Source organism: Desulfobaccales bacterium, assembly GCA_041648175.1.
Classification (GTDB): domain Bacteria; phylum Desulfobacterota; class Desulfobaccia; order Desulfobaccales; family 0-14-0-80-60-11; genus 0-14-0-80-60-11.
Map to the genome: position 1 here is coordinate 92,798 of JBAZPO010000002.1, position 25,052 is coordinate 117,849.

25 protein-coding genes are annotated in these 25,052 nt (G+C 56.4%); 18 read left to right on the forward strand and 7 right to left on the reverse strand.

Annotated elements, in window-relative coordinates:
• The first annotated feature begins 4 nt into the window (after positions 1-4).
• The 6 genes from WC600_02410 to WC600_02435 all read left to right on the forward strand — a co-directional run bounded on the left by WC600_02410 (position 5) and on the right by WC600_02435 (position 4,605).
• On the forward strand, positions 5-298 hold the full coding sequence (locus WC600_02410) for an HPr family phosphocarrier protein (protein ID MFA4901577.1): 294 nt from the start codon (positions 5-7) through the stop codon (positions 296-298).
• The gene (gene ptsP / locus WC600_02415) at positions 295-2,079 is read left to right on the forward strand and encodes a phosphoenolpyruvate--protein phosphotransferase (GenBank protein MFA4901578.1); all 1,785 of its coding nucleotides are present in this window, start codon (positions 295-297) and stop codon (positions 2,077-2,079) included. Before WC600_02410 ends, ptsP begins: the two co-directional genes overlap by 4 nt.
• Positions 2,076-2,534, forward strand: coding sequence for an SsrA-binding protein SmpB (gene smpB, locus WC600_02420; GenBank protein MFA4901579.1), 459 nt, complete (start codon positions 2,076-2,078; stop codon positions 2,532-2,534). The genes ptsP and smpB overlap by 4 nt, the downstream gene beginning before the upstream one ends.
• Positions 2,535-2,601: 67 nt before the next feature.
• The gene (locus WC600_02425; GenBank protein ID MFA4901580.1) at positions 2,602-2,976 is read left to right on the forward strand and encodes a DnaJ family domain-containing protein; all 375 of its coding nucleotides are present in this window, start codon (positions 2,602-2,604) and stop codon (positions 2,974-2,976) included.
• 46 nt (positions 2,977-3,022) lie between these two features.
• The gene (locus WC600_02430) at positions 3,023-3,715 is read left to right on the forward strand and encodes a lysophospholipid acyltransferase family protein (protein MFA4901581.1); all 693 of its coding nucleotides are present in this window, start codon (positions 3,023-3,025) and stop codon (positions 3,713-3,715) included.
• Between the two features lie 86 nt (positions 3,716-3,801).
• Positions 3,802-4,605 carry a hypothetical protein gene (locus WC600_02435; GenBank protein ID MFA4901582.1) on the forward strand — a complete coding sequence of 268 codons (804 nt, stop codon included), beginning with the start codon at positions 3,802-3,804 and terminating at the stop codon, positions 4,603-4,605.
• Positions 4,606-4,643: 38 nt separating this feature from the next.
• Here WC600_02435 and WC600_02440 read toward each other — a convergent pair whose 3' ends face one another.
• On the reverse strand, positions 4,644-5,915 hold the full coding sequence (locus WC600_02440) for an AI-2E family transporter (protein ID MFA4901583.1): 1,272 nt from the start codon (positions 5,913-5,915) through the stop codon (positions 4,644-4,646).
• A 54-nt stretch (positions 5,916-5,969) separates the two neighbouring features.
• Complete coding sequence (locus WC600_02445) at positions 5,970-7,631, reverse strand: B12-binding domain-containing radical SAM protein (protein MFA4901584.1); 1,662 nt, start codon at positions 7,629-7,631, stop codon at positions 5,970-5,972.
• A 797-nt stretch (positions 7,632-8,428) separates the two neighbouring features.
• Between WC600_02445 and WC600_02450 the strand changes: the two genes are divergently transcribed.
• The 3 genes from WC600_02450 to WC600_02460 are packed head-to-tail and all read left to right on the forward strand — an operon-like array spanning position 8,429 to position 9,314.
• A complete protein-coding gene (locus WC600_02450; protein ID MFA4901585.1) occupies positions 8,429-8,767 on the forward strand; it encodes a type II toxin-antitoxin system RelE/ParE family toxin in 339 nt (112 codons plus the stop codon).
• A complete protein-coding gene (locus WC600_02455) occupies positions 8,754-9,050 on the forward strand; it encodes a helix-turn-helix transcriptional regulator (protein MFA4901586.1) in 297 nt (98 codons plus the stop codon). Before WC600_02450 ends, WC600_02455 begins: the two co-directional genes overlap by 14 nt.
• Before the next feature lie 9 nt (positions 9,051-9,059).
• Complete coding sequence (locus WC600_02460) at positions 9,060-9,314, forward strand: BrnA antitoxin family protein (GenBank protein ID MFA4901587.1); 255 nt, start codon at positions 9,060-9,062, stop codon at positions 9,312-9,314.
• Positions 9,315-9,339: 25 nt separating this feature from the next.
• Here the strand turns inward: WC600_02460 and WC600_02465 are convergent, their stop codons facing one another.
• The 3 genes from WC600_02465 to WC600_02475 all read right to left on the reverse strand — a co-directional run bounded on the left by WC600_02465 (position 9,340) and on the right by WC600_02475 (position 13,102).
• Positions 9,340-10,476, reverse strand: coding sequence for a DUF4062 domain-containing protein (locus WC600_02465; GenBank protein ID MFA4901588.1), 1,137 nt, complete (start codon positions 10,474-10,476; stop codon positions 9,340-9,342).
• 251 nt (positions 10,477-10,727) lie between these two features.
• A complete protein-coding gene (locus WC600_02470) occupies positions 10,728-10,868 on the reverse strand; it encodes a hypothetical protein (GenBank protein MFA4901589.1) in 141 nt (46 codons plus the stop codon).
• 26 nt (positions 10,869-10,894) lie between these two features.
• Positions 10,895-13,102 (reverse strand): vitamin B12-dependent ribonucleotide reductase, encoded by a 2,208-nt coding sequence (locus WC600_02475; GenBank protein ID MFA4901590.1) that lies wholly within the window; start codon positions 13,100-13,102, stop codon positions 10,895-10,897.
• Positions 13,103-13,429: 327 nt separating this feature from the next.
• Between WC600_02475 and WC600_02480 the strand changes: the two genes are divergently transcribed.
• Positions 13,430-14,413 (forward strand): beta-ketoacyl-ACP synthase III, encoded by a 984-nt coding sequence (locus WC600_02480; protein MFA4901591.1) that lies wholly within the window; start codon positions 13,430-13,432, stop codon positions 14,411-14,413.
• Between the two features lie 225 nt (positions 14,414-14,638).
• Here WC600_02480 and WC600_02485 read toward each other — a convergent pair whose 3' ends face one another.
• Positions 14,639-15,391, reverse strand: a complete 753-nt coding sequence (locus WC600_02485; GenBank protein MFA4901592.1) for an SH3 domain-containing protein — start codon at positions 15,389-15,391, stop codon at positions 14,639-14,641.
• Between the two features lie 21 nt (positions 15,392-15,412).
• Positions 15,413-16,165: a zinc ribbon domain-containing protein gene (locus WC600_02490; GenBank protein MFA4901593.1), complete on the reverse strand. Its 753-nt coding sequence runs from the start codon at positions 16,163-16,165 to the stop codon at positions 15,413-15,415.
• Between the two features lie 482 nt (positions 16,166-16,647).
• Between WC600_02490 and rplM the strand changes: the two genes are divergently transcribed.
• The 8 genes from rplM (at position 16,648) to aprA (ending at position 24,816) form a co-directional block, all read left to right on the forward strand.
• Entirely contained in the window at positions 16,648-17,082 is a 435-nt protein-coding gene (gene rplM / locus WC600_02495; protein ID MFA4901594.1) for a 50S ribosomal protein L13, read from the forward strand.
• Entirely contained in the window at positions 17,082-17,477 is a 396-nt protein-coding gene (gene rpsI, locus WC600_02500; GenBank protein ID MFA4901595.1) for a 30S ribosomal protein S9, read from the forward strand. Before rplM ends, rpsI begins: the two co-directional genes overlap by 1 nt.
• Positions 17,478-17,657: 180 nt before the next feature.
• Complete coding sequence (argC, locus tag WC600_02505) at positions 17,658-18,704, forward strand: N-acetyl-gamma-glutamyl-phosphate reductase (protein MFA4901596.1); 1,047 nt, start codon at positions 17,658-17,660, stop codon at positions 18,702-18,704.
• 249 nt (positions 18,705-18,953) lie between these two features.
• Positions 18,954-19,754: a tRNA pseudouridine(38-40) synthase TruA gene (gene truA, locus WC600_02510; protein ID MFA4901597.1), complete on the forward strand. Its 801-nt coding sequence runs from the start codon at positions 18,954-18,956 to the stop codon at positions 19,752-19,754.
• Between the two features lie 229 nt (positions 19,755-19,983).
• A complete protein-coding gene (locus tag WC600_02515; protein MFA4901598.1) occupies positions 19,984-20,853 on the forward strand; it encodes an adenylate/guanylate cyclase domain-containing protein in 870 nt (289 codons plus the stop codon).
• Positions 20,854-21,032: 179 nt separating this feature from the next.
• A complete protein-coding gene (sat, locus tag WC600_02520) occupies positions 21,033-22,289 on the forward strand; it encodes a sulfate adenylyltransferase (GenBank protein MFA4901599.1) in 1,257 nt (418 codons plus the stop codon).
• 101 nt (positions 22,290-22,390) lie between these two features.
• Entirely contained in the window at positions 22,391-22,813 is a 423-nt protein-coding gene (gene aprB / locus WC600_02525) for an adenylyl-sulfate reductase subunit beta (GenBank protein ID MFA4901600.1), read from the forward strand.
• A gap of 38 nt (positions 22,814-22,851) precedes the next feature.
• The gene (aprA, locus tag WC600_02530) at positions 22,852-24,816 is read left to right on the forward strand and encodes an adenylyl-sulfate reductase subunit alpha (protein ID MFA4901601.1); all 1,965 of its coding nucleotides are present in this window, start codon (positions 22,852-22,854) and stop codon (positions 24,814-24,816) included.
• Positions 24,817-25,052: the final 236 nt, after the last annotated feature.

A 25,052-nucleotide genomic window follows, 5' to 3' on the forward strand; every position in this document is an offset into this window, starting at 1 on the left:
TACAATGAGTACTCAAGAAACCAAGCTCTGGACCATCGAGAAGGAACTCTGGGTGGAAAATCGTTTGGGACTGCACGCCCGGCCCGCGGCCAAGATCGCTACCGCGGCCCAGCAGTTCGACGCCGATATCACTCTGGAAAAAGAAGGCCTGGAAGTCAACGCCCGGGATTTGTTAGACGTTCTGGCCCTGGATAGCCCCCAAGGCACCAGGCTGGTACTGCGCGCTCGAGGCCCCCAGGCCCGGGAAGCCGCCACCTTCATAGCCGCTCTGTTCGCCCGGAAGTTTGAGGAGAAATGACCTCTAAGAATCTCATCCTCCAGGGAATTGCCGCCTCTCCCGGCATTGTCATGGGGCCGGCCCACGTCCTTACCCAGGAGGGCCAGGTTTCCACGCGCCTGCTCTACACCGACCAGGAGGTCGCCGACGAACTGGAGCGCTTCAACCGGGCGGTGGACAAGACAGAAGAGGAAATTACCCGGCTCCGGCGGGAAATCGCCGACGATTTGATGGAGCACGCCCACATCCTGGAACTTCACCTGCTCATCCTGCGGGACCGGATGCTGCTTCTGGAGACCCAAAAACTCATCAAAGAGCAGAATTTCAACGCCGAACGGGCCCTGTACCAGGCTTTTCTGAAGATTAAGGAAGTTTTTCAACGCATTGGGGATAAGCACATCCGGGGGCGCATCCAGGACGTGGAAGCGGTCTACCACCGCCTGCTAGGGCACTTGACCGGTCGTGGCAGCAGCAAAACCTTTGAATTTCCCGAGCCGGTAATCATCGTGGCCCGGGACCTGTCTCCCGCGGACACCACCAAGATGTCCGGAACCCAGGTGCTGGGTTTCATCACCGAGCGGGGCGGCAAGACCTCCCATACGGCCATCATCGCCAATTCCCTGGAAATCCCGGCAGTGGTTGGCCTGGACAGCGCTACCCTGGAGATTGAGACCGGGGACCTGGTCGTCATCAATGGCCTTACCGGCCGGGTGATCATCGATCCGGATGCTGCCATGCTCCGCAGTTACGAAGTCCGCCGGGAGGAATTCGAGAACTTTAAACGGGAAGTGACCCAGGGCAGTTCCCTGCCCGCGGTGACCAGCGACGGCCACCCTAACCGGGTGCTGGCCAACATCGAACAGCCGGAGGAAGTCTCCCTGGCTCAGAAATATGGCGCTGACGGCGTCGGGCTCTACCGGACCGAATTCCTCTATCTGCGCCAGCGGCAGATGCCCACGGAAGAGGAGTTGTTCCTGCATTACCGGCAGGTAGTGGAAGCCATGGCCCCCCGGGAAGTCACCATCCGCACCCTGGACATCGGGGGGGACAAATTTCTCTCTCCACTGGAGTATGCCCCTGAGATGAACCCGGCCCTGGGGCTCCGGGCCATCCGCTTTTGCCTCAAAGAGCAGAAAATCTTCCGAACCCAGCTCAAGGCCATTCTCCGCGCCTCAGCCTTCGGCAAGGCGCGGGTCATGTTCCCCCTGATCTCCAGCCCCCGGGAGCTGCATGACGCCCGCCTGCTCCTAGTGTCCGTCAAAGGAGAACTCGCCCGGGAAAATATCCCCTTTGACGCTAATCTCCCGGTGGGGGCTATGATCGAAGTGCCGGCGGCCGTCACCCTGGCCGACTTGCTGGCCCGGGAAGTTGATTTTTTCAGCATCGGCACCAATGACCTGATCCAGTATGCCCTGGCCATCGACCGGGGCAACAAGTCGGTGGCGGACATGTATGAACCTCTGCATCCTGCGGTGCTGCGTATGGTCCGGGATGTGGTCCGGGCAGCCGCCAAGGCCGGCATCCGGGTGGCCATGTGCGGGGAGATGGCCGGTGACCCGCTCTATATCCCGGTGCTCCTGGGGCTGGGAGTAGAAGAATTCTCTATGAACCCCACCTCCATCCCGGTGGTCAAGCGGGTCATTCGTATGACCCCTCTGGATGAGGCCCGGAAAATCGCTCGCCGAGTCATGAAACGGGCCACCGTGGAGGAAGTCAACGAGTACGTCAACCGGGAGATGGATCACCGCTTTCCGGATATTTTTCGCTTTGGCCGTCCTCTGGCCACCAACCGGACCTTATGAAAGAAGATAACCTTAAGATCATCTGCCGCAACCGGAAGGCCTTTTTCGAATACGCCATCGACGCCCTGTACGAGGCCGGCATAGTATTGAAGGGGACCGAAGTCAAATCCCTGCGGCAGGGAAAGGCCAACATCGGCGACGCCTACGCCCGCTTCAAGGATGGGGAGCTCTATCTCTACAATGTCCATATCAGCCCCTATTCCCATGCCGCGGATGACAGCCACAATCCGGAGCGTCCCCGGAAACTTCTGCTGCACCGTTGGGAGTTGCGGCGCCTATTGGGCAAGACCCAGGAGCGGGGCTTCACCCTGATTCCGGTGCGCATGTACTTTAAGAACGAACATGCCAAAGTGGAGATTGCCCTGGCCCGGGGCAAAAAACAGTATGACAAACGGGAAACTATCAAAAAACGGGAGCAGAAGCGGGAACTGGACCGGGCCCGCAAACAGCGGTAAATTGTAGGGATGGACCCGTGTGTCCGCCCTTGCAGGATTCAGAAACGATTTAACCAGGAAACACTGCATGGATTGTTTCACCAGACTCGCCGAAAACCGCATCCTCCAGGCCATTGAGGCCGGAGAATTCGACGACCTTCAGGGCAAGGGGCAGCCCCTCAACTTGGATGATGACAGCCATATTCCTCCTGAGTTGCGTATGGCCTATAAGATCTTGAAAAACGCCGATTGTTTGCCTCCGGAGTTGGTATTGCGTCAGGAAGTGGTCAATCTTCAGGACCTGGTGGCCTCCATGCCGGATGAGGCCGAGAAGCTCAAGCAGATGCGCCGTCTCAACTTCCTGATCATGAAGTTGAACATGATGCGGCCGGTATCGGCGCAACTGTTGGAAAATGACCTTTACACCCCTAAGGTCCTGGAACGCCTGGAGTCAAAGCGATAAAGTCTATCTTTCAGCGGGTGCGCCTCGCGCCTCATTTCTTTTCTCAATGAAACTTCGCTTCGACCATCCCCTCTGGCAACGCTGCGCCCCCGTCCTGGCCCGCCGCCTGGTGCAGGCTTACCTCCTGACTTGCCCGTGCGAGTTGGTGGCGGCGCCGGAGGTCAAAAAGCTCATCGTCTCAGGGCCACCAGTCATTTATACCACCTGGCACTGCCACTTGCTCAGCCCTCTGTTCTTTGCCCACCGGTATCGAGGGACTCAATCCGCCATGGTCCTGATGGCCAGCCCCAGCCGGGATGGGGAGTTTATTGCGGAGGTGGCCCGGGGACTGGGATTCGAGGTCTGTCTGGGATCCAGGCGTAAAGGCGGGGTCCAGGCCCTGCGCCAGCTGGCGGTCTGGTTTAAAAGGGGACATAGTTGTGGCATGATTGCCGACGGTTCCCGGGGGCCGGCCCGGGTGGCTCAAAAAGGCCCTCTTTATTTGGCCCGGGAAACCCAGTGTCCTATCCTCCCCGTAGCCGTCGCCGCCAGCCACAAGGCGACCTTTGACACTTGGGATCGGTTTGAATTGCCGCTGCCTTTTAGCCGCTTGGCCCTGCTGATAGGGGAACCTCTCCGGGTGCGGCCGGATGACCGGGGGCCCGTCCTGGAGGCCCGGCGCCTGGAACTCGAATCTCGCCTCAACCATCTTTTCTTACGGAGCCAATCCTATTATCTCCCCGGGAAAAAAATTTTGTAATTGCCCGACATTTTGGTCAATAAGGGTTGTTTTGCGCTGTTAATGTGTTAAATTTTAATAAAATAATTAAGGGATTGACTACTGATATGCGGTTTGAAGATTTAGACGCTCAGACGCTGGACCAGATCGGAACGCCGGAAGACAACGACAAAGCCCGGGTGCTGGTCGAGAACCATCAGGTCGAGTACGGGTATCGCTTACCTGATCGTCTGCGGGGATTGGTGATGGATGAGCAACCCTTCCGGGTTGAGGTCAGGATTGCCGATGACCAGCTCACCTATGTATGCGCCTGCCCCCAGGAAGAAGGGGGGGCGCTTTGCCCCCATGTGTTGGCCCTGCTGCGGGTCTGGACCCAGGAACCGGAGAAATTTCTTAACCAGACGGAGTTGAAAGAACGGTTAAAGAAGTACTCCAAGCGTGAACTATTGGATATTATTCTTGATCTGGCGGATCGAGTAGATGCTGCCCGGGCGATCCTGAAAGAAGAAGATCAAGGGCTGGATGATATCCTGGAGTCCATTGACCGGGTAATGGAAGAGGTGACTGGTGAAGCCGCCTCCCTGGCCGAGGCCGAAAACAAGTTGGGGCGTGCTCAAGCCAGGGCCGACCGTCTGGCCCAGAGCGGCCGCCTGGCCGAGGCCCGGTCCATATATTTCTATCTCCTGGACAACATCCTCAGCCTTGAGGAGAAGTTTAAGCAAGAGAATCTCTTCTCCCCTGATCTGAAACAGGAGCTGTTCGAGGAATACTGCCAGTTCATCCATGAGGATCGGCACCTGGAAAAGGAACTAGTACAGCAGGAAATCGAACAATTAGAGTCTCGGGCCCCCGCTTCCCTGGGGGAAATGGATCTCTCGGAAGTCAAGCGGGAATTGGCGCTGCCGGGTTAACCCCAGAACCTATTTCCAGGTTTATCGGACTGATCACTTCAAGACCCATCCCCCGACGGGGGGGTGGGTTTTTTGCTTTCTCCGATAACCGCCATGGGCGCCAGGGCTGGCGGGTTCAGGATGGTTTTCTGGTAGATGCGCAGCAGCGACAGGAGAAATGAGAGGATCAGGGGCCCCAGGATAAAGCCGATCATGCCGAAATAGGTCAGGCCCCCCAGGATGCTGAACAGAATGAAGATACTGGGAGTTTCGCTGCTGCCTTTTACCAGGATGGGCTTCAAGACATTGTCGATAACACTCACCACTATGCCCCCCCAAAGGAGCAAGACCACGCCCTTGGCAATATGCCCGGTAGCCAGGAGATAGACCGCGGCAGGCCCCCAGATGATGGTGCTTCCCACCACCGGGATCACTGAAGCCGGGATCATCACCGTGCCCCAAAAGGCCGGCTGGGGCAGGCCGACGATCAGGAAGCCCACGCCTCCCAGGGTCCCTTGGACGAAGGCCACGATCACCGTACCCCACAGGGTGGCCTTGATGGTGGCTTCGGTCTCCCGCAGGATTTCGTCGTTGTGGGTCGATTCCAACGGTGAAAGTTGCTTGATGGCCTCGATAAAGTCGTCGCCCTGCAAGAACATGAAGAAGGTGATGAAGAGCACCAGCAACAGGTCGAAAAAGAAAACCGAAAACCCCTTGATCAAGCCAATGGAGTTGGTGTAGACGAAGGCGCTGGCATTGGTCACCACCGTGCGGACGATCTGGTCCAGCTTGATCTCGCCCGGCGGCAGGGGCAGGTTCAGGCGAACCAGGTAAAGTTTGAAGGCGTCGATTTTGGCGGAGATCCAGGCCCACAGTTGCCCGGTTTGCATGTCTTTAGTTACCTGGGCGGAAAACTCCAGGGCCTGCGTTGCGATGATGCTCATCAGGCTAAACAGTGGGACCAGGACGATCAGGAGCAGGATGAAGCAAGTGAGCGCCGAGGCTATACCCTTCCAGCCCCTCAAACACCGGGTCAGGGCGTGATAAAGCGGTTTAAAGGTAAAAAACATTACCAGGGCCATGAAGATGTTCAGGAGAAAAGGCTTGATGATGAGATACGAAAAATAGAGGACCAGCAGGGTGATGACGCCGAAAAAGAGACGGGCGAACCGCGTGGGGAAGCCTTCCCGGTTCTCCAGGGGAGGGCAGGGGAGGCAGGGCACGGCCTGAACCGGCGGTGTCTGAGGAGCCGTGCCAGCGGGTGCTTGCTGGTTTGGATTGGCGCTGGGTTCTTCCATGGCTGACCGATCACTGGCGAATTTTGCGGCCACTATACGTCAAACCTCACCGTTTGGAAAGGTTAAAAGGCGCAGAAACCAGGGCCGTTATTTGGAAGCGCTACGGTTGCGTGAATTCTGTGACAAGAGTTTCTTGGTTGACCACAACTCGACCGCTTCTTTCCCATCCGGGTGTGAGGCAAGCTCAGCCATTTGTCGCCGCAATTCCCGGGCAATGGTATGACGGTACTCGGTATAGTGTTCCAACTCTACGCAGAGGCTGAGAAAAAAGGGGATACGCTCGGGAATCTTCCTGGCCGCGGCAAACAAGGTCTTCCAGAATTGTTTGCGGGAAGGGTAGAGCACCCCCTGGCGAAAGAACATAGTGAGCAAGGCCCGCACTTCAAAGAGGCGAGGCAGAGAGAAGGGCTTTTTCACCTTCAAGGGTTCCATGTCCATGAAATGCTTGAGGCTCTGCTCGAGATAAAAGCCAGGCTCGTAGAGGCGTTCATAGAGATGGATGAATTCCTCGACAATCTCCTCTTGCGGGCGGGTGGGCACGAAGTTGAGGAGCCCCGTCTGGTTGGTGAGATTCTCGTAAGAATGAGACAGCAGGCGACCTTCCCGGTCCAGACGGTCCCAAAGCTCGGTTCCCGGCCCCGCCTGGAGCAGGGTAACGAACAACTTGGGGATGTGGGTGCGGATGGCGAAGTCCAATAAACGCTGGTCAGCGCCGGGTTTTTCCTGATCGAAGCCTATGATGCAGCCCGCGGTGATCTGGAGTCCCGCCCGGCTGATCTTAAGGCAGGCCTCACCCAAATCCACCGCGGCGTTTTGCATTTTGCCGGCCCCCACCAGGCTGTCCACGTCCGTGGTCTCGATTCCCAGAAAGACGCTGGTAAAGCCGGCCCTCACCATCAGGTCCAACAATTCCGAGTCAGCGGCCATATTAACCGAAGCCTGGGTGAAAAAATCGAGACGATGGCCGCGCTCCCCCATCCAGGGGATCAACTCTTTGAGGAGCCCTTTAGCCTTGACAGGGCTGCCGATGAAGTTGTCATCCACGAAGAAGACGTTCCCCCGCCAGCCCAGATCATCTATCACCTGTAACTCTTTAAGCACCTGCCGGGGAGTCTTGGTGCGCATCCGGCGTCCCAGCATCAGGGTGATGTCGCAGAAATCGCAGTTGAAAGGGCAGCCCCGGGAAAACTGCAGGGCCATATTCTGGTAGCTGTTCACGTCAACTAAGTCAAAACGGGGCACGGGGGACTGCTCAATGTCCGCATGGCCCACCGCGGTGATGACCTTGCCGGACTCGCGCCGCTCGAGGCTCTCCAGGAGTTGCGGCATGATCAGTTCCGCTTCTCCCTTCACCACCAGGTCGGCCCCCGCAGCCAGGGCGTCTTCAGGGAAATGGAAGGCCCAGGGGCCTCCTACCACCACGGTCTTGCCCCGCCGTTTGCCTTCTTGAATAGTTTGAATGATGCCCTGATGTTGGACGATCATCCCGGAGACGCACAGCAGATCACACGCTTCCCAGTCAGCCGGGGATATCTCCTGAAAGGTCAGGTCCCGGAAAGCCAGGCGCCATTCCGGGGGGAGCAGGGCTGCCACGGTGAGCAGGCCCAAAGGGGGCATGAGGGCTTTTTTCCCCAGCATCTTCAGGACGCGGTTGAAGGACCAGAAGGTTTGGGGATACTTGGGACTTGCTAACAGAACGTTCAGCGCTGGATTTCCTTGTAAGTGAGTATACCGGACACTATACGGCAAAAATGGCCGTTTGGAAAGGCGAAAGGGGCAGGAGATATTATCCTCCCCGCTTCAGGCCTTCATCGCCTCCAAGTATTTTTCACTCTTAAAATATCGCCTAACATAAAAAACCTATTGGTATCTGATACTTACTTAAAATTTTTTATGATCGTGTTTTATATAATAATATCAATATGTTCTATATTTTCTCGATAATTTTACGCAACTTGCACCCTTGTAATGTTCCGGTTGGCTGGGTTTATGTGAAAAATGCGAGACAATAATGCGTAACATATCGTTGATGCTACGTTATCTGCCGTTAACCTTCGCCTGGGGGGCGCCTGGTACCGCTCTGGGACCGCTTACTTGCGGTACGCAGCCGCCGGTGTGCCGCTGGCAGGGGGGCTGGTTCCGCCAGAGATGCTCGTGGTTGCAGGATGTTTCGCAGGGAGGCTGCCTTAGCGGCACGGGTCGCAAATAGCCGGCAGGTTGATCTGATTAAGGGAGCCATAAGCAATCTCGCTTCATTCGTTCTGGTAACTTAGACGATGGTTTTGGCTAACTATAGGTCAGCTTGTGTGGAAATTGCCAGAAAGGGAAGGAGCCCTGACTCAGTTTCAAGATAGGAGATTCCGGGAATGGGAGGTTAGGGGAAACGGACCTCTGTCACCAGGTGAAAGGGCGATAAGGTGGCGAAGCAGAGCTTCGCCGGAAAGTTACGTTCCCAAGCTGGAGCTTGGGAACGAGAAGAAAATCTGGAGCTTGGGAACGAGGGTGAGGGAATTTCTCTTGTTTGAGGTTAACATATATGTTAATATATGCCCATGAACTGGGAGATTATCTATTACAACGAGGCCGTCAGGCTTTGGGTTGATAGCCTCCCGGTGGGCATTCGGGCCTACTATGCCAGGATAACCGGCGAGATGCGCCAACATGGCCCTAATTTAGGCATGCCTTACACCCGCGCCATGGGCGATGAATTGTTTGAAATCCGAGCCAAAGGCAAAGAGGGCATCGCCCGCATATTCTATTGCACGGTTTTGCAAGGCAAGATCATTATCCTGCATGGATTTGTGAAGAAGACGGACAAGACGCCCAAGCGGGAACTGGCTACGGCCCGACGCCGGTTGAGAGAGGTCCAGGATGAAAACACATGAAGATATGGTTACCGAGTGGATGGAAAACCCGGAATTCAAGGCGGAATATGACGCTTTGGAGGAAGAGTTTGCCGTATTCGATGCATTAATTGCCGCGCGCAAAGCAGCCGGCCTGTCCCAGTCCGAGGTGGCGAAAAGGATGGGAACCAAGACCCCGGCCATCGCCCGTATGGAATCTGCCGGAGGCAAGCATAAACCATCCCCCACCCTTAACACCCTGCGCCGCTACGCCAACGCGGTGGGATGCAAGTTGGAAATAAAGCTGCTGCGGCGAGACAGTTAAGGCGGGCTTATGAAGAATGAATATCATTCGGACCTGGAGCGCCTCAGGAAGATGAAGGATGAGGAGATCGATTACTCCGACATTCCCGAACTGGATGAGGCCTTTTTTGAGAAGGCCGTGATCGTGCTGCCCCAACCCAAGGCTAGCGTGTGCATCCGCCTGGACCAAGATGTGCTGGACTGGTTCAAGGCCCAGGGCAAAGGCTACCAGACCCGGATCAATGCCCTGCTCCGGGCCTACATGGAGGCGCACATCAAGGGTTGATGCTAATAGTCCATTAACTATATCCCTATTCTCTCTTAAGGCGGCGACTAAATAGGGTGATAACTCGTTCTATTTCTTTTTCAGGACTTCTAAGTTCTGCCATAGTTATTAATCGAGGCTTATCGAAAGCAGCAACGACATCATCAATCCGGTTGGCAAGAGAATAAGTATGCCCTGGTGGAGCCTGAGTAACAAGACTCCTATATCCAATACCGCACAGGCTAATATTGTAAAGCAGCCGGTCATAGCGTTGATATGGGTCCTTTGTGGCATAAAAACCATTGGAAAATGAAAAACATTTCTTTAAAATAGCCTCAATGTCTTCATTATATATATAAAAAGAAGTATCCATATTGTCTGGGCGTCTTGGGATGCGTCCTGTTACATTTGCATCAATTATTATCGTACCACTTACTGCGATTTCCAAGCGGACTTCATCTAAACTATCCCGGCTTCGGTTCTGATATGGTTGGAGTATTATTACCTCGTTTACTCTCATCTCAGGGGCTTTAGGATGCTCGTATGAAAATAACCTTACTTGAGCTGAATGGCCTATAGTGTAAAGCTGCTCTATAAATTCTTGTGATCCAATAAAGACCGGATCGATGACTTCTCCCATACGCTCTGGCACCAAAATAAAACGCAAGAATGTTTCATCATGCAAATTAAATTCTTGACACTTTTTTAGGTTCTCTTGAATCATAGATAGCTCAACCTTTGAATGCTTATAATGAGGGATATATGTTTTCAGTGCATGCTCTACTGCGTTTTCCAATTCAGCTGGGGTTCTAAAAGTTGGACGAAGAACCCCACCGACATAATCAGATAAGATGGTAACGAAGCGTTGAGCTTCGTCATCCCTCTCAACGTCATGAATGAAAGCCAATATCCGAAGCCTACGGCGAAGTGCTTCTTCGTATTCTTCTTCCACCACTAGCTTACCAGATGGCGCAGTCCAACCTCCTCGTTTACCTATGATAGCAATGAAAATATCGGAACTTTCAACTCCATCAAGACAAGCATTTCTGGGCGAAACGGCAAGAGCGGGAAAGTCTTCGATTAGAATCGGCTGGGCTCCAGCGGCAATGATCCCTTTTTTGGCTGCTTGCCGGAATTCTCTAAACCCTTCCATGACGGAGCTGACAAAAACCCGCGCAAGCATAAGTGCCTCTAATTCAATCGTAAAGTCTTACATCTGTGCTGCCGCACCGCTCACATCGTGGCGATCCGAGTTGAATCCGTTCACGTTCTGCCTCTTCGCGGCTATAGGTTTTGATTTTCTGCTCATAGCCACATTGGTTGCATACCAGGGTCTTTGTTTTCATTTTCCCCTCCAAAGCGCGCAGATCAACCTAAGTTTGACTGGCCTCCCCCCAAAATCTGCACCGGCAGGAGGCCGGAACGCTATTTTTGCTACTTTTTCTTTTTCTTATCTGATGCTTGGGTTAATGCACTGGCAGCTACAGACTTGACGTCCTTAGAACTTTTTTTACTTGCCAATAACTTCGAGGCTTTACTGGCAACCTTGGGGGAAGTTTTCTCATTTTTAGCCATTTGAAATCTCCTTCAAGAGTTATTCCCTAGCTACATCTCGAAAAGCCGCAGCCGTGGCAGACCAGGCAGCCGCCTTCGTGTTCTACGGCGCCGCCGCAGTCGGGGCAGGAGCCCATGGTGGCGAGTGTTGGGGCCGGGGGGTCTACTTGGGCGACGTGGGCCAGGACTTTGGCGATGGCGTCGGGGCAGGAGAGCACCTGGCTGCCGTTCGTCCAGGAGGAACTGGGGCAGCGGATGCCGGTGATCTGTCTGATGATGGCGTCGATCTTGACCCCGGAGCGCAGGGCCAGCGAGATCAGGCGGCCGGTGGACTCGATCTGGGAGGAGGCGCAGCCGCCGGTCTTGCCCATCTGGGCGAAGACCTCGCAGAAGCCCTGGTCATCCTGGTTGACGGTGACGTAGAGCTTACCGCAGCCGGTGGTGATGAGTTCGGTCACCCCGGTGGTGCGTTCGGGCCGGGGCCGGGGGGTGATGTACTGCATCTTGGCTTTGGCCTTGCCGAAGCTTAAGACCTGTTCCTCACGGCTGCCGTCCCGGTAGATGGTCACGCCCTTCAAGCCCAGCTCAAAGGCCTTGAGATAGACCTCCCGCACGTCTTCGGCTGCGGCCTGCTTGGGGAAGTTGACCGTCTTGGACACGGCGTTGTCGGTGTATTTCTGGAACGCGGCCTGGAGGCGGATGTGCCAGTAGGGCGAGACCTCGTGGGCGGTGACGAAGAGCCGGCGCAGGTCCTGGGGGATTTCCTGGAATTCCCGGATGGAGCCGGTGCCCGCGATGCGCTTCATGAGATCGGCGCTGTAGATACCCCGGCTTTTGGCCAGTTCTTCGAAATAGGGGTGGACTTCCACCAGTTCGGTGCCTTCCAGCACCCGGCGCACGAAGGAGACCGCAAACAGGGGCTCGATGCCGCTGGAGCAGCCGGAGATGATACTGATGGTGCCAGTGGGGGCGATGGTGGTGGTGGTGGCGTTGCGCATGCGGCCCACGCCGTTGCCGTCGTATTTGCTGCCGGGGTAGGCGGGGAAGTTGCCCCGCTGGTCGGCAAGCTTAGCTGCGGCCGATTTGGACTCCTGCTGGATGAAGGCCATGACCTGCTCGGCCACGCCCACGGCCTCCTCAGAGTTGTAGGGGATGTTCAGCTTCAGGAGCAGGTCGGCAAAGCCCATGACCCCCAGGCCGATTTTCCGGGTTTCCAGGGTCTTTTGCCGGATGCTATCTAAGGGGAAGTGGTTGGCGTCAATAACATTATCCAGGAAGTGCACCGCGCCGTGGACCATCTCACGCAGGGCCGGATAGTCGATCTGAGCGCCCGTGACCGCCTTGGCCAGGTTGAGCGACCCCAGGTTGCAGGATTCAAAGGGCAAAAGCGGCTGTTCACCGCAGGGGTTGGTGGCCTCGATCTCTCCAAGATGGGGGACGGTATTGCCCCGGTTAAGCGCGTCCAGGAAAATGATCCCGGGCTCGCCGGTGGACCAGGCGCTCTGGACGATGAGGTCGAAGATCTGGGCGGCGTTGACCTGTTTCACTTCCCGGCCGGTGCGGGGGTTAAGCAGGGAAAAGGGCCGGTCTTCTTTGACCGCCTCCATAAAGGCGTCGGTTAAGCCCACGGAGATATTGAAGTTGGTGAGGCGCTTGGTGTCGCTTTTACAGGTGATGAAGGCTTCGATATCCGGGTGGTCCACCCGCAGGATCCCCATGTTGGCGCCCCGGCGGGTGCCGCCCTGCTTAATGGTTTCGGTGGCCACGTCGAAGATGTTCATAAAGGAAATGGGGCCGGAGGCGACGCCTTTGGTGCTCAGCACCGGGTCGTTGGCGGGCCGGATACGGGAGAAGGAGAAGCCGGTGCCGCCGCCGGACTTGTGGATCAGGGCCGTCTGCTTCACCGCTTCGAAGATGGACTCGATATTATCATCCACCGGCAACACGAAGCAGGCGGAGAGCTGGCCCAGTTCCCGGCCGGCGTTCATCAGGGTGGGGGAGTTGGGCATAAAGCGCAAGGAGGCCATGAGGTCGTAAAACTTGGCGGCGGTGGCGGCCACGTCTGCCTGAGGATCGTAGATGCGATCGATCGCGGCGATGGTGTCGGCCACCCGGCGAAACATGTCCGGGGCCGCTTCGGTGGGCTCTCCGGCTTCGTCCTTCTTCAGGTAGCGCTTCTTCAACACTACCATGGCGTTATGGCTTAACGGCAATTCTCCGGCGATTTCCCTGATTTCCCCCTGAGGCGCCATCATTTTCTCCTATATTTTAAGCGGTTGGCAAAAATGGTATAAATAGCAATATGTTGTATTACTTAATATATTAAAGCACAATATCTTGGGTGTCAAGGAAATTTTTCATACCACTTAAATGATCTGCCAAACTATTAAATACTATACATATAAATAGTATAAATTAAGGCGAACAAAAAACATAGGGGGAGCTGAAAATTAAGCTAGCCTGGCCCGGCGGCTGGCCTTGGGGCTCGATGAATTGGCTCGGTACTGCCCCAATTCATTTGCCTTTTTGCCCTCGCTGCGATATATATTGTATTAATACTCTTGTAATTATAGGTGGTAACGTTGAGCCAACAGCAAATCGGCATCCTGGGGACCGGGGTATATCTGCCGGAAACGGTCCTGACTAATGAAGATCTGGAAAAGATTGTGGAGACCACGGCTCAGTGGATCGTGGAACGCAGCGGCATTCAGGAACGGCGGATTGCCGCCCCTGATGAGGACACCGTCAGCCTGGCAGTGGCCGCGGGCCGCCGGGCCCTGCAGACCGCGGGTATCGAGCCGGAGCAGTTGAGCTACATTATCCTGGGCACCAATACCCCGGCGCACTTTTTTCCAGCCGGAGCCATCCGGGTCCAGGAGGAATTAGGAATTGGCGGGCAGGCCGCGGCCTTTGACCTCCAGGCGGGCTGCTGCGGTTTCAACTACGCCCTGTATGTGGGGGAGCGCCTGGTGGCCTCTGAAGGCAAATATGCCCTGATCATCGGCAGCGATGTCTGCTCGCGTTTTACGGATTGGACCGACCGGTCCACCTGTCTGCTCTTCGGCGACGGGGCCGGTGCGGTGGTCATCGGCCCGAGCACCCGGGGCCGCATCCTCAAATCTTTTATCGCCTCCAAACTGAACGAGAACCTCTATTGCGAAACCGCTTTTGATAAAGATGTGAGTCCCTTCCTTCCTCCGCAGACCCATTCGCCCCGGTATTTTCTGAAAATGGACGGCCCGGAGATCTTCAAGTTCGCGGTGAACGCAGTGAAAATGTCCATCCCCCGGATTCTGGAAATGGCCGGCATATCCCGGGAAGAAATCGATTATCTGATTATTCATCAGGGGAATTACCGCATCCTGGAAGCCGGAGCTAAATTCGCCCGGGTGCCCATGGATAAGGTCTTCGTCAACATCAATCGCTATGGCAACACCTCGGCGGCCTCGGTGCCTATCGCGCTGCACGAAGCCGTGCAGGAAGGCAAGATCAAAGCAGGCGACAAGGTGCTGCTCATCAGTTTCGGCGCCGGAGCCACCTGGGGGGCTACGCTTTTGGAGTGGTGAGCAGTAGCCAGGGGTCAGTGGTCAGTTGTCAGTGAAAAGATAACGGCTGGGTTGTTCATGAACTTTGTAGGCTCAGCCTGTTAAGACAAAAACATTTAGGCATAAAATAGGGCGGGTATAACCCGCCCTTGCTTTGTTTATTATATTGGACTTTGCGGTTTTTCCGGGACTCAGAAGACCCCGGCCACTAACTGATCACTGATCACTGACCACTGGCTACTATCCCTACATAATCCGGATACTGGAAGGTTTCTCCGGAGCCGGTTCCACAGGTGGCTTCGGCTTCTCCGGAGGTGCGGGTTTTTCTTCCGGCGGGGCCGGTTTAGCCGGTTTTTCGGGCTTCACAGGTTTAGCCGGTTTTACCGGCTCCAGAGCCTCTTCTTCCTCCGGCGGGGCTGGTTTGGTCGGTTTAGCCGGTTTAACGGCTTCTTCGGGTTTTTTCTTGATGGCCGGCGCCGGAACTTCCGCGGGTTTGGCCGGTTTGGGTTTTTCCACGACAGGAGGCTTCTCTACGGCCGGAGGTTTTACCACCGGGGCAGGCTTCGGCTTTTCCGGAATTTCCGGCAAAGGCGGTGGGGTTACCTGAGGAGCTGGCGCGGGTGCCGGGGCAATCTCCGGCGGCGGTGCGGCCACCGGGGTGGCCGAGAGATACCGAGAGCTCACCCAGCCGATGGTGCCGTCCCGTTTGACCCTGATTTGGGCCCAATCCGCAGCGTCGCCCACTTTCTCTACTTCCTCGTTGCGCTCTAATACGGCGATCTTGGGACAATCCATCCCGGGGCAGGCCCGCAAGTTTAGGCGATTGCCGGCCACATAAAGAGTGGCCCTGGGGGCCTGGGGTGGCGCTGGCTGCGCAAGCGGCGGCGCGGTTTGTACCGGAGGCGGCGTATACGCCGGCTGGGGGAATAGGCTCTGACAGCCTGCCAGACACAAGGTCAAGCTCAATCCCACCCCCAGGGTGGCCCAAGATTTACGCATGGCCGCTAGCTCCACGTCCGATCATCCCCCTGCGATTTCTTTGCTATCACGAATCTTCCAGCCTCCCGGACCGTTTTCCACGACAATCTTATAGCCCTGCCTCACCAGGGTGTAATCATGGGTGCGGTGATCATAGAGCTGGATGTTCCAGACGATATCCGCTGTGGCTTCCTTGTCGTTCAGCCGCTGGACATTGGAAATACGATAGGAGACTTCCTTTATATCATAGTTCTTCCACAGCTCGAGCATCTGGTTTTCCACCCGCCCCAAATGGGGATAAGAGGAATTGTAGCAGCTGAGCCATTTATTGATGTCCTTGTTGAGATGTGCGGCGCGAATCTTCTCCGAAATTTTTTCCACTTCCCGGCGCAGGTCGTCTTGGGGCGACGACGTGGTGGGAACCTTGGTGATGGGCACGCTCCTCGTCGAGAAATTAAGCCAAAGGTAAACTCCGCCCAGGATGATGAGTACCAGGGCGATGAGGGACAGAAAACGACCAGGGCGCCTTTTTTGGCGACGAGCCATAGGTTCGGGTCTCCGAGGATAAAAGAGCGGCGACCGGTTGGAGGGGGCCTCTTCCGCGTCAGGGTTGACTCGGGCCGTCCGCAGCGGCAAACCGCATTCGGTACAGAATTTTTGTCCGGGGAAGGTTAAGGTCCCGCAGCGGGCGCAGGAGCGCCCCTCATTGTCAGAGCCTTTCAACAATTGGCCGCAACGCTGACAGAAGCGGTGTTCCTCTCCATGGACTAACTGGCATTGATTACAATACGGCATAGACTCCCATATTCTCACCAACAGGTTATTAAATTTGTCTAACACATTCTGCCAGCAAAGCAAAGGAAATTAGAATTTCATCCGGGCAATGGCGGAGTTCCCGCCAGCGCCCCTCGCCTCATGGCCCCTTGGAGACGTTCTGGTTGGAAAAGTTCAAGGTTCAAAGTTCAAAGTAGAGTGGCGGGCGGGGACGCCCGCCCTACCGGGTTTCATGGTTTTGAGAGAGCCTAAGGCTCATGAGCGACTGTATACATAATGCCAGTCATGACTTTGCAGACTTTAAGGTCTCCTGTATAATCAATCCAGGTGTAGGTATATCAGATGCGCCCAACCGGCACAATCAAGGGCGAATATGCAGAAAATTCCCCGTAAATGCCTGGAAAAACTGTTGGCCTCTTGACAAGCACCCTGGTCACCCGATATATATATATGGTTCTGATTTAGGAGTGTCCCTTATGGAAAAGATGAAGAATACGGAAACGATGAAAAGTTATACCGCCCGGACCGGGGAAGTGCCGCGTGAGTGGTACCTGGTGGACGCTCAGGACAAGGTCCTGGGCCGCCTGGCCACCCGTATTGCCATGACGCTGCGGGGCAAGAACAAGCCCACCTTTACGCCCCATATCGACACCGGTGACTTTGTGGTCGTGGTCAATGCCGCTCAGGTTCATCTGACCGGCAGAAAATTGGACAATAAAATGTATTACCGGCATTCAGGCTATCCTGGCGGGATCAAAGAGATTAACGCCCGGAAACTCCTCCAGAAGAAACCGGAGGAGGTTTTACGCCATGCCGTGCGAGGCATGTTGCCCAAGAACAGTTTGGGCAGGCAACTGCTGAAGAAATTGAAAATCTACGCCGGCGGCGAACATCCTCACGAGGCCCAGAAGCCGGCGCCCCTTCCCTGGGAGGATTAATGGCGGAGCAAGTAAGCATCCAGGCCACAGGTAAACGCAAATCCGCAATCGCGCGGGTCTATATGCGTCCCGGCAACGGCCGGATTACCGTAAATCAGCGGGAGTTCGAAGATTACTTCCCGATGGAAACCACCCGGAACCTGGTGCGCAAGCCCCTGCTCCTGGTGAACGTCGGCCCGGAATTCGACATCCTGGTCAACGTCCGGGGCGGCGGGTTGGAAGGCCAGGCCGGGGCCGTCAAGCATGCGTTGAGCCGGGCCCTGGTGGCGTTTAACCCGGAGTTGCGTGCCATCCTGAAGAAAGCCGGTTTCCTTACCCGGGATGCCCGCATCAAAGAACGGAAGAAATACGGCCTCCGGGGCGCCCGCCGCGGCTGCCAGTACTCCAAGCGCTAAGCTATTCCATCAGCGAACCTTCGGCCTTCGCCCTGAGAAGGGGGAAAAGGGGAAAAGGGAAAACGGCGAAAAGGGAAAAAGACTTCCTTTGCCGGTGTCCCTTTTTACCTTTTCCCCTTTTATCCTTTTCCCCCCGATCATCTCGGGAGAAAAGGGACGACGGAAGGATTGATCCCCATAATGGACAAAATCAAAGTTGCCGTAATCGGTGCCTCCGGGTATGCCGGGCTGGAGTTGGTCCGACTGCTGGTGCGGCATCCGGGTTGCGAGTTGGCGGCCCTGGCCTCTTTAGAATATCCGGGCCGGCCCTTTTCCCAGATCTTTCCAGCCCTGGCCGGCATCGTCGATCTGCCATTCAGCCAGGACCCGACCCCCGAGAACATTGCGGCCGCAGCCGAAGTGGTCTTTACTGCAGTGCCCCACCAAACCGCCATGGGGATGATTCCCCGTTATCTGGAACTGGGGTGCAAAGTGGTGGACCTGAGCGCCGACTTCCGTTTCCGGGATGTCAGCCTCTATGAAAAGTGGTATCAGACGCATACCGCGCCGGAGTTGTTAACCGAGACGGTTTACGGCCTGCCCGAACTGCACCGGGAAGAGGTGCGCCGGACCCGCCTGGTGGGCAACCCCGGTTGTTATCCCACCGGCGTGATCCTGGGGTTAGCGCCTCTGGCTAAGGCCGGGTTGCTGGTGCCTGATTCCGTGATAGCTGATTGTAAATCCGGGGCGAGCGGCGCCGGACGCCAGGCCCTGCTGGGGCTTTCGTTCTGCGAGGTCAATGACGGCTTCCGGGCTTACAAAGTTTTTGAGCACCGGCATACCCCCGAGATGGAGCAGGAGCTGAGTTTATTGGCCGGCAAACCGGTGAAAGTTACCTTTACTCCCCATCTCGTGCCCATGAGCCGGGGTATCCTGGGAACGCTTTATGCCAGTCTGACGGAGCCTCGGTCCGAAGGCGATCTCCGGGAACTCTACCGGAAGTTCTATCAGGGCCATCCCTTTGTGCGCCTCCATCCGGAGGGACGTCTTCCCGATACCCGGGACGTGCGCGGCGCCAATTTTTGCGATCTGGCCCTCAGGGTGGACCAGGGCGGCCGGCGGGTCATTGTCATTTCGGCCATCGACAACCTCACCAAAGGCGCGGCCGGACAGGCGGTGCACAACTTTAATCTGATGATGGGCTTTCCCGAAACCACGGGTTTGGACGTGGTGCCCTTTGTTCCTTAAAACTATGGGCGAAAAGGGGAAAAGGGAAAAAGGCGAAAGGGGTTAAAAACCGGGGGTCCAGCTCAACTCAAGTTTATCGCCAAGGTGGGGAAGTTCTGTCTGCGTGCATATAATTCATTTATCTATTTTTTCTTTATAGTGATCGGGGCCGGGGATATTCCGTATTTGCTTTTCCTTTTCCCCTTTTCGCCTCTTCCCCTTTTACCCCCCCGGCTGTTTCCCCGTCTTCCTCCAAAATATCTTTAATGTATGGACCCCCGACGCAACATCCGCCTTCTGCTAGAATATAACGGCACCCGCTATCGCGGTTGGCAGCGCCAGGCGGATGCCGCCACCATTCAGCAAACTATAGAAGAGGCCTTGGAACGTCTCACCGGCGAGTCTGTGGCCCTCATCGGCTCGGGCCGCACCGACGCCGGGGTTCACGCCCTGGGGCAGGTGGCCAGTTTCCGCCTCAAGAGCACCATCCCTCTCAAGGCCTTTCACGACGGGCTCAACTCCATGCTCCCCCCGGACATTGCGGTGCTTTCGGCCACGGAAGCTCCCCCGGAATTTCATGCGCGGAAATCCGCCCTGCACAAGACCTACGAATACCGCATCCTCAAGCGGAGAACCCGCTCGCCCCTGTATCACCATTATGCCTGGTGGATCGCCCTGCATTTGGACCTTGAGGCCCTGGCCGCAGCCGCAGCGTTTCTGCCAGGAGAACATGATTTTACTGCGTTTCGGGCCAGCGGCAGCGACAACAAAAACCCGGTGCGGGAGGTTCTGGCCGCGGCCTGGCGGGAGGAACCCGGCGGCTGGTTGAGCTTCACCATCACCGCCACCGGCTTCCTGCGGGGCATGGTCCGGAGCCTGGTGGGCACCATGGTGGAGGTGGGCAAGGGGAAGGCCCAGCCAGACCGATTGGCGGAACTGCTGGCCAGCGGCGCCCGGCACCTGGCCGGCCCCACGGCGCCGCCGCAGGGGCTCTATCTGGTGGAAGTTTACTATGAAAAGATGGTAGGGCGGGCGTCTCGCCCGCCATCTCAAAAGGCGACGCTTGAATGATGGCGGGCGAGACGCCCGCCCTACCGGTTATTAGCGAGGATTAAGGTCAGTCAAATATCAAACAATGGTGCAAGGTAATTATGTCTGCAGGCCTATGGGCTCATGAAGCCTGGAAGAAATTTAGACCAAAGATGAGCTTGCTCTTCCCTCGCCAAAAGATTGTGATATAATTCTCAGAGCCTAAGACCCCAGCCTGTGGACCTGGCCCAGGTCCCTTATTAAGGATAAGATGGTAGCGGACAATCCCGAAGCCCCAATCGAAGCCAAACCGGAACTGAACATTGTTCAGGCCATTGAATTGGCTATTGCCCACGAGTTGGAGGCCCGGAAGAGTTACACCACCCTGGCCCAGGAGACCGACGATCCGGAGCTCAGGACCCTCCTTAAAGAAATCGCCATGGAAGAGGCCAGCCATGAGGCGTCGCTCAGGAGCCGCCTGCGCCTTTACCAGGAACGGCACGTGCTCCGGGATACCTTCTCCCGCTATGTGAGCCCCGAGTTGTGCGAGGAAATCCTGAAAAATCCGGGGTTGCTCTCTTTAGGAGGGCGTCGCCAGCAGGTTACGGTCCTGTTTGCCGATATCCGCAATTTTACCTCCATGTCTGAATCCATGGCCCCGGAAGCCGTGGTGGAAGTCCTCAACACTTATTTTACCGAAATGGTGGACCTGGTCTTCAAGTATCAGGGCACCCTGGACAAGTTCGTGGGGGACGCCCTGATGGCAGTATTCGGAGTGCCGCTGCCGATTCCCCAGGCCGCCACCCAGGCGGTCAAATGCGCTCTGGCCATGCAGCGCCACCTGAAGCAGATGCAGGCCGCGGGTCTCACTCCCATCCAGGGCATGCGCATCGGCATCAACACCGGCGACGCTATTGTGGGCAACATTGGCTCAACCAAGCGCATGGACTTTACGGTGGTGGGGGACGTGGTCAACGTGGCGGCGCGGCTCCAGGAACTGGCCAAAGAACTGGAAGCCGACACCCTGATCAGTGAAGCCACCTTCCGGGAACTGGAAGGGCGGTTCCAGGCGACGCCCGAGCCGGCCACGGTGTTACGAGGTCGCAAGGAACCCACACCCATTTACCGGCTGGAAGCTTAAGGCGGAAATGCAAGGGTTGCCGCACCGGTCGGAAAAAAATGAGTTCGTGAAAAATATTATTGACAAGCATTGAGAGATGATTTATTGTGAGAATCTGGATGGCATGTGAAATTTTTCACATTATTCCATAAAGTTAGCATTTCTGACAAAAACTCTTTAAAGCCCGAGGAGGGAAATAGATGGCTGTTGAAGTTGCCAAATGTAAAGTGGGTTTGGTAAATCCGCACGGTAAAGAGAAGAAATTAAAACCCTTACTGCTTTCTCCGGCCCAGATCGCCGAAGAGAAGAAGCGGGCCAAGGAACTGACGGCAGTCACCCTGACCTCCCGGGAAGTCGGTGACCTCATCATGATGGGTATCGGCGGCTTCACCCCGCTGGACGGCTTCATGGGTCACGACGACTGGAAGGGCTCCTGCAGCGACGCTATGAAGCTGACGGACGGCACCTTCTGGCCCATCCCCGTCACCATGTCGGTCAACCAGGGCAAAGCCGACTCCATCAAGATCGGCCAGGAAGTCCTGCTGGTGGACGAAGAGACCGAAGAGATGATGGGGACCATGAAGGTCACCGAGAAGTACAAAATCGATAAAAAGTGGGAATGCAAACAGGTCTTCACCACCGATGAGATGGACCACCCCGGCGTCCAGATGGTCATGGGCCAGGCTGACGTCAATCTGGCGGGCACCGTCAAGGTCTGGAGCGAAGGTTCCTTCCCCAAGGATTACCCCGGCGTCTATCTGCGTCCGGACGAAACCCGCAGGATCTTCGAGCAAAAGGGCTGGAGCACCATCGCCGCCATGCAGCTCAGAAACCCCATGCACCGCTCCCATGAATACCTGTGCAAGATCGCCATCGAAATCTGCGACGGCGTCCTGATCCACCAGCTCCTGGGCAAACTGAAACCCGGCGACATCCCGGCGGAAGTACGGGTAGATGCCATCAACACCCTGGTGGAGCATTACTTCGTGAAGGACACCGCGGTTCAGTGCGGTTATCCGCTGGACATGCGTTATGCCGGCCCCCGGGAAGCCCTGTTCCACGCCTTGTTCCGGCAGAACTTCGGCTGCTCCCACCTGATCGTCGGCCGCGACCACGCCGGCGTGGGCGAATACTACGGCCCCTTCGACGCGCAGAAGATTTTCGACTGCATCCCCGAAGATGCTCTGGAAACCAAACCCCTGAAGATCGACTGGACCTTCTATTGCCACAAGTGCGACGGCATGGCCTCCATGCGCACCTGCTGCCACGGCAAGGAAGACCGGCTCATGCTGTCCGGCACCATGCTGCGGAAGATGCTTTCCGAAGGCCTGGAGGTGCCGGATCACTTCAGCCGCGCCGAAGTTCTGAAGGTCCTCCGGAAGTACTACAGTGGCCTGACCGAGAAAGTGGAAGTCAAGGTGCACGGTTTCGCCACCGGCGACATCAAGAAAAAGTAGGCAACAGTAAGGTGGTGCGGGGCGGAAGATTCTTGCGCCCCGCACGACAGCATGCAGGTATATAAAGATAACTGCTTAACCCTAAGAGGAGGTTTTACGTTATGCCGAGTTTTGTAATCGTGGAAAAATGTGACGGCTGTAAAGCCCTGGACAAGACCGCTTGCCAGTACATCTGCCCCAATGACCTGATGGTTCTGAATGCCGAGAGCAAAAAGGCTTTCAACCAGGAGCCGGAACAGTGTTGGGAATGCTACAACTGCGTAAAGATCTGCCCCCAGCAGGCTATCGAAGTGCGGCATTATGCCGACATCATGCCCCTGGGCTCCAGCACCATCCCGCTGCGCGGCTCCGACTCCATCATGTGGACCATCAAGTTCCGGGACCAGAAGACCATCAAACGGTTCAAGTTCCCCATCCGGACCACTCCTGAGGGTTCCATTGATTGCTTCAAGGGCAAAAAGCTGCCCACCGCGGCAGACCTTAAGAAGCCCGGTTTCTACACCGGCCCGGCCCGCGCCGAGTAGTTTGTACAGCAGCGAAAATTCAAGGAGGACATTGAGATATGGCTCTGGAAAGAGAATTTTGTAAATGGTCTTTTTGTGCAAAACCGGAAGTAGAAACCATTGAAACCGACTTGCTGCTGGTGGGCGGTGGTATGGCGTGCACCGGCGCCGCGGTCGAGGCTGCGGCTTATGCCAAGGACCTCGGCCTTAAGATCACCCTGGTTGACAAAGCCGCCCTGGATCGTTCCGGCGCGGTAGCCATGGGCCTCTCCGCCATCAACACCTACATCGGCCCGGAAAACAAGATTGCCGATTACGTGAACATGGTCCGCACCGATCTCATGGGCATCATCCGTGAAGACTTGGTCTACAGCGTGGGCGCCCACGTCGACCAGACCGTGCATGACTTCCAGGATTGGGGCCTCCCCATCTGGCAGAAAGACGCCGAAAACCACACCGTTGACGGCCAGGCCGCCCGGGACGAGGGTCTGCCCCTCCTGAAAGACGGTGGTAAGTGCGTACGTTCAGGCCGTTGGCAGTGCATGATCAACGGTGAGTCCTACAAGGTGCTCGTGGCCGAAGCCGCCAAGAACGCCCTGGGCATGGACAACATCTACGAGCGCGTCTTCATCGTAAAACTGCTGACCGATAAGAACAACAGCAACCGCGTATGCGGCGCCGTTGGTTTCAGCGTCCGTGAGCACAAGACCTACGTCTTCAAATGCAAAGCCATGATTATTGCTTGCGGCGGCGTGGTCAACGTCTTCCGGCCCCGGTCGGTGGGTGAAGGTCAGGGTCGTGCCTGGTACCCCGTATGGAATGCCGGCTCCACCTACGCCATGCCCGCTGAAATCGGCGCCAAGATGGTGCTGATGGAAAACCGTTTCGTCCCCGCCCGCTTTAAGGACGGTTACGGCCCGGTCGGCGCTTGGTTCCTGTTCTTCAAAGCTCAGGCCACCAACGCTTACGGCGAAGATTATATGGCCAGAAACTGGGATCGCGTTAAGAAAGAGTACCCCGGTTATGCCGATGCTCCCGGCACCTGTCTGCGTAACCACGCGGCCATGATCGAAATGCGGGAAGGCCGCGGCCCCATCATGATGCACACCGACAAGGCCATGAAGGCGTTGGCTGAGGTTCTGAGCAAGAAAGAACTCAAGCATCTGGAAGCCGAAGCCTGGGAAGACTTCCTGGATATGTCCATCTCCGCCGCTTGTCTGTGGGCTTCCTTCAATATGGAACCCGACAAGATGCCGTCGGAGATCATCCCCTCCGAGCCGTACCTGCTCGGTTCCCATGCCGGCTGCGCCGGTCTGTGGGTCTCCGGTCCCGAAAAGGGCTACATGGGCGCTCCCGACAGCTGGTTCTGGGGCTATGACCGCATGACCACCGTTGACGGTCTGTTCACCGCGGGTGACGGCGTCGGCGCCTCCGGTCACAAGTTCTCCTCCGGGTCCCACGCTGAGGGCCGCATGGCCGCCAAGGGCGCCATTGCCTTCATCCTGGACCACAAGGCCGACAAGCTGGAAGCGGCACAGAACATCGACGAAGTTATCGCCGATATCTACCTGCCCTTCGAGATCTTCGAGAAGTACAAAGGCTACACCTCAGCTCCGGAGATCAACCCCAACTATCTGCTGCCCAAGCAGGTCCAGACCCGCTTGCAGAAGCTGATGGACGAGTATGTTGCCGGTTGCTCCACCATGTACATGTGTAACAAACCGAGCCTGGAAGAAGGCCTGAAGCGCCTCACCCTGCTGAAGGAAGACGCTACCCGGTTGGCCGCTCGGGACCTGCACGAACTGATGCGGGCCTGGGAACAGTATCACCGTATCCTCTCCGGTGAGGCTCATCTGCGTCACATCCTGTTCCGGGAAGAGACTCGTTACCCCGGTTACTACTACCGTTCCGACTTCCTGTCTATCGACGACAGCAAGTGGAAGGTGTTCACCATTTCTCAGTACGACAAGAACACCAACGGTTGGAAGTTTGAGACCGAGCCTTACAAGCAGTTGGTTAAGTAACAACGGCTAGGTTCCGGGGCTTCGGGCAACCGAAGCCCCGGGCTGTTTTTTTGGCCGTGGTATCAGGCCCCTCGGCCAGCCACGGCCATTTTTATATAATCGCCGAAAGTCCATCCTTTATCTCTCTCGCCCCTTGAGGGGAGAGGGTCGGGGTGAAGGGTGCATAAGAAAATACTTTTGGCAATGCGTATAAGGGATGCATCACCATCCCCCCACCAGAGCGATGCGGTTTTTCC

Excerpts from the sequence above, each read along its gene's own strand:
- WC600_02485 (MFA4901592.1), bottom strand. The coding sequence starts at position 15,391 with ATGCGTAAATCTTGGGCCACCCTGGGGGTGGGATTGAGCTTGACCTTG.
- WC600_02515 (MFA4901598.1), top strand. The coding sequence starts at position 19,984 with ATGGTAGCGGACAATCCCGAAGCCCCAATCGAAGCCAAACCGGAACTG.
- rpsI (MFA4901595.1), top strand. The coding sequence starts at position 17,082 with ATGGCGGAGCAAGTAAGCATCCAGGCCACAGGTAAACGCAAATCCGCA.
- sat (MFA4901599.1), top strand. The coding sequence starts at position 21,033 with ATGGCTGTTGAAGTTGCCAAATGTAAAGTGGGTTTGGTAAATCCGCAC.
- aprA (MFA4901601.1), top strand. The coding sequence starts at position 22,852 with ATGGCTCTGGAAAGAGAATTTTGTAAATGGTCTTTTTGTGCAAAACCG.
- WC600_02425 (MFA4901580.1), top strand. The coding sequence starts at position 2,602 with ATGGATTGTTTCACCAGACTCGCCGAAAACCGCATCCTCCAGGCCATT.
- smpB (MFA4901579.1), top strand. The coding sequence starts at position 2,076 with ATGAAAGAAGATAACCTTAAGATCATCTGCCGCAACCGGAAGGCCTTT.
- truA (MFA4901597.1), top strand. The coding sequence starts at position 18,954 with ATGGACCCCCGACGCAACATCCGCCTTCTGCTAGAATATAACGGCACC.
- rplM (MFA4901594.1), top strand. The coding sequence starts at position 16,648 with ATGAAAAGTTATACCGCCCGGACCGGGGAAGTGCCGCGTGAGTGGTAC.
- ptsP (MFA4901578.1), top strand. The coding sequence starts at position 295 with ATGACCTCTAAGAATCTCATCCTCCAGGGAATTGCCGCCTCTCCCGGC.
- WC600_02430 (MFA4901581.1), top strand. The coding sequence starts at position 3,023 with ATGAAACTTCGCTTCGACCATCCCCTCTGGCAACGCTGCGCCCCCGTC.
- aprB (MFA4901600.1), top strand. The coding sequence starts at position 22,391 with ATGCCGAGTTTTGTAATCGTGGAAAAATGTGACGGCTGTAAAGCCCTG.
- WC600_02470 (MFA4901589.1), bottom strand. The coding sequence starts at position 10,868 with ATGGCTAAAAATGAGAAAACTTCCCCCAAGGTTGCCAGTAAAGCCTCG.
- WC600_02455 (MFA4901586.1), top strand. The coding sequence starts at position 8,754 with ATGAAAACACATGAAGATATGGTTACCGAGTGGATGGAAAACCCGGAA.
- WC600_02435 (MFA4901582.1), top strand. The coding sequence starts at position 3,802 with ATGCGGTTTGAAGATTTAGACGCTCAGACGCTGGACCAGATCGGAACG.
- WC600_02475 (MFA4901590.1), bottom strand. The coding sequence starts at position 13,102 with ATGATGGCGCCTCAGGGGGAAATCAGGGAAATCGCCGGAGAATTGCCG.
- WC600_02490 (MFA4901593.1), bottom strand. The coding sequence starts at position 16,165 with ATGCCGTATTGTAATCAATGCCAGTTAGTCCATGGAGAGGAACACCGC.
- WC600_02465 (MFA4901588.1), bottom strand. The coding sequence starts at position 10,476 with ATGCTTGCGCGGGTTTTTGTCAGCTCCGTCATGGAAGGGTTTAGAGAA.
- WC600_02460 (MFA4901587.1), top strand. The coding sequence starts at position 9,060 with ATGAAGAATGAATATCATTCGGACCTGGAGCGCCTCAGGAAGATGAAG.
- WC600_02410 (MFA4901577.1), top strand. The coding sequence starts at position 5 with ATGAGTACTCAAGAAACCAAGCTCTGGACCATCGAGAAGGAACTCTGG.
- argC (MFA4901596.1), top strand. The coding sequence starts at position 17,658 with ATGGACAAAATCAAAGTTGCCGTAATCGGTGCCTCCGGGTATGCCGGG.
- WC600_02450 (MFA4901585.1), top strand. The coding sequence starts at position 8,429 with ATGCCCATGAACTGGGAGATTATCTATTACAACGAGGCCGTCAGGCTT.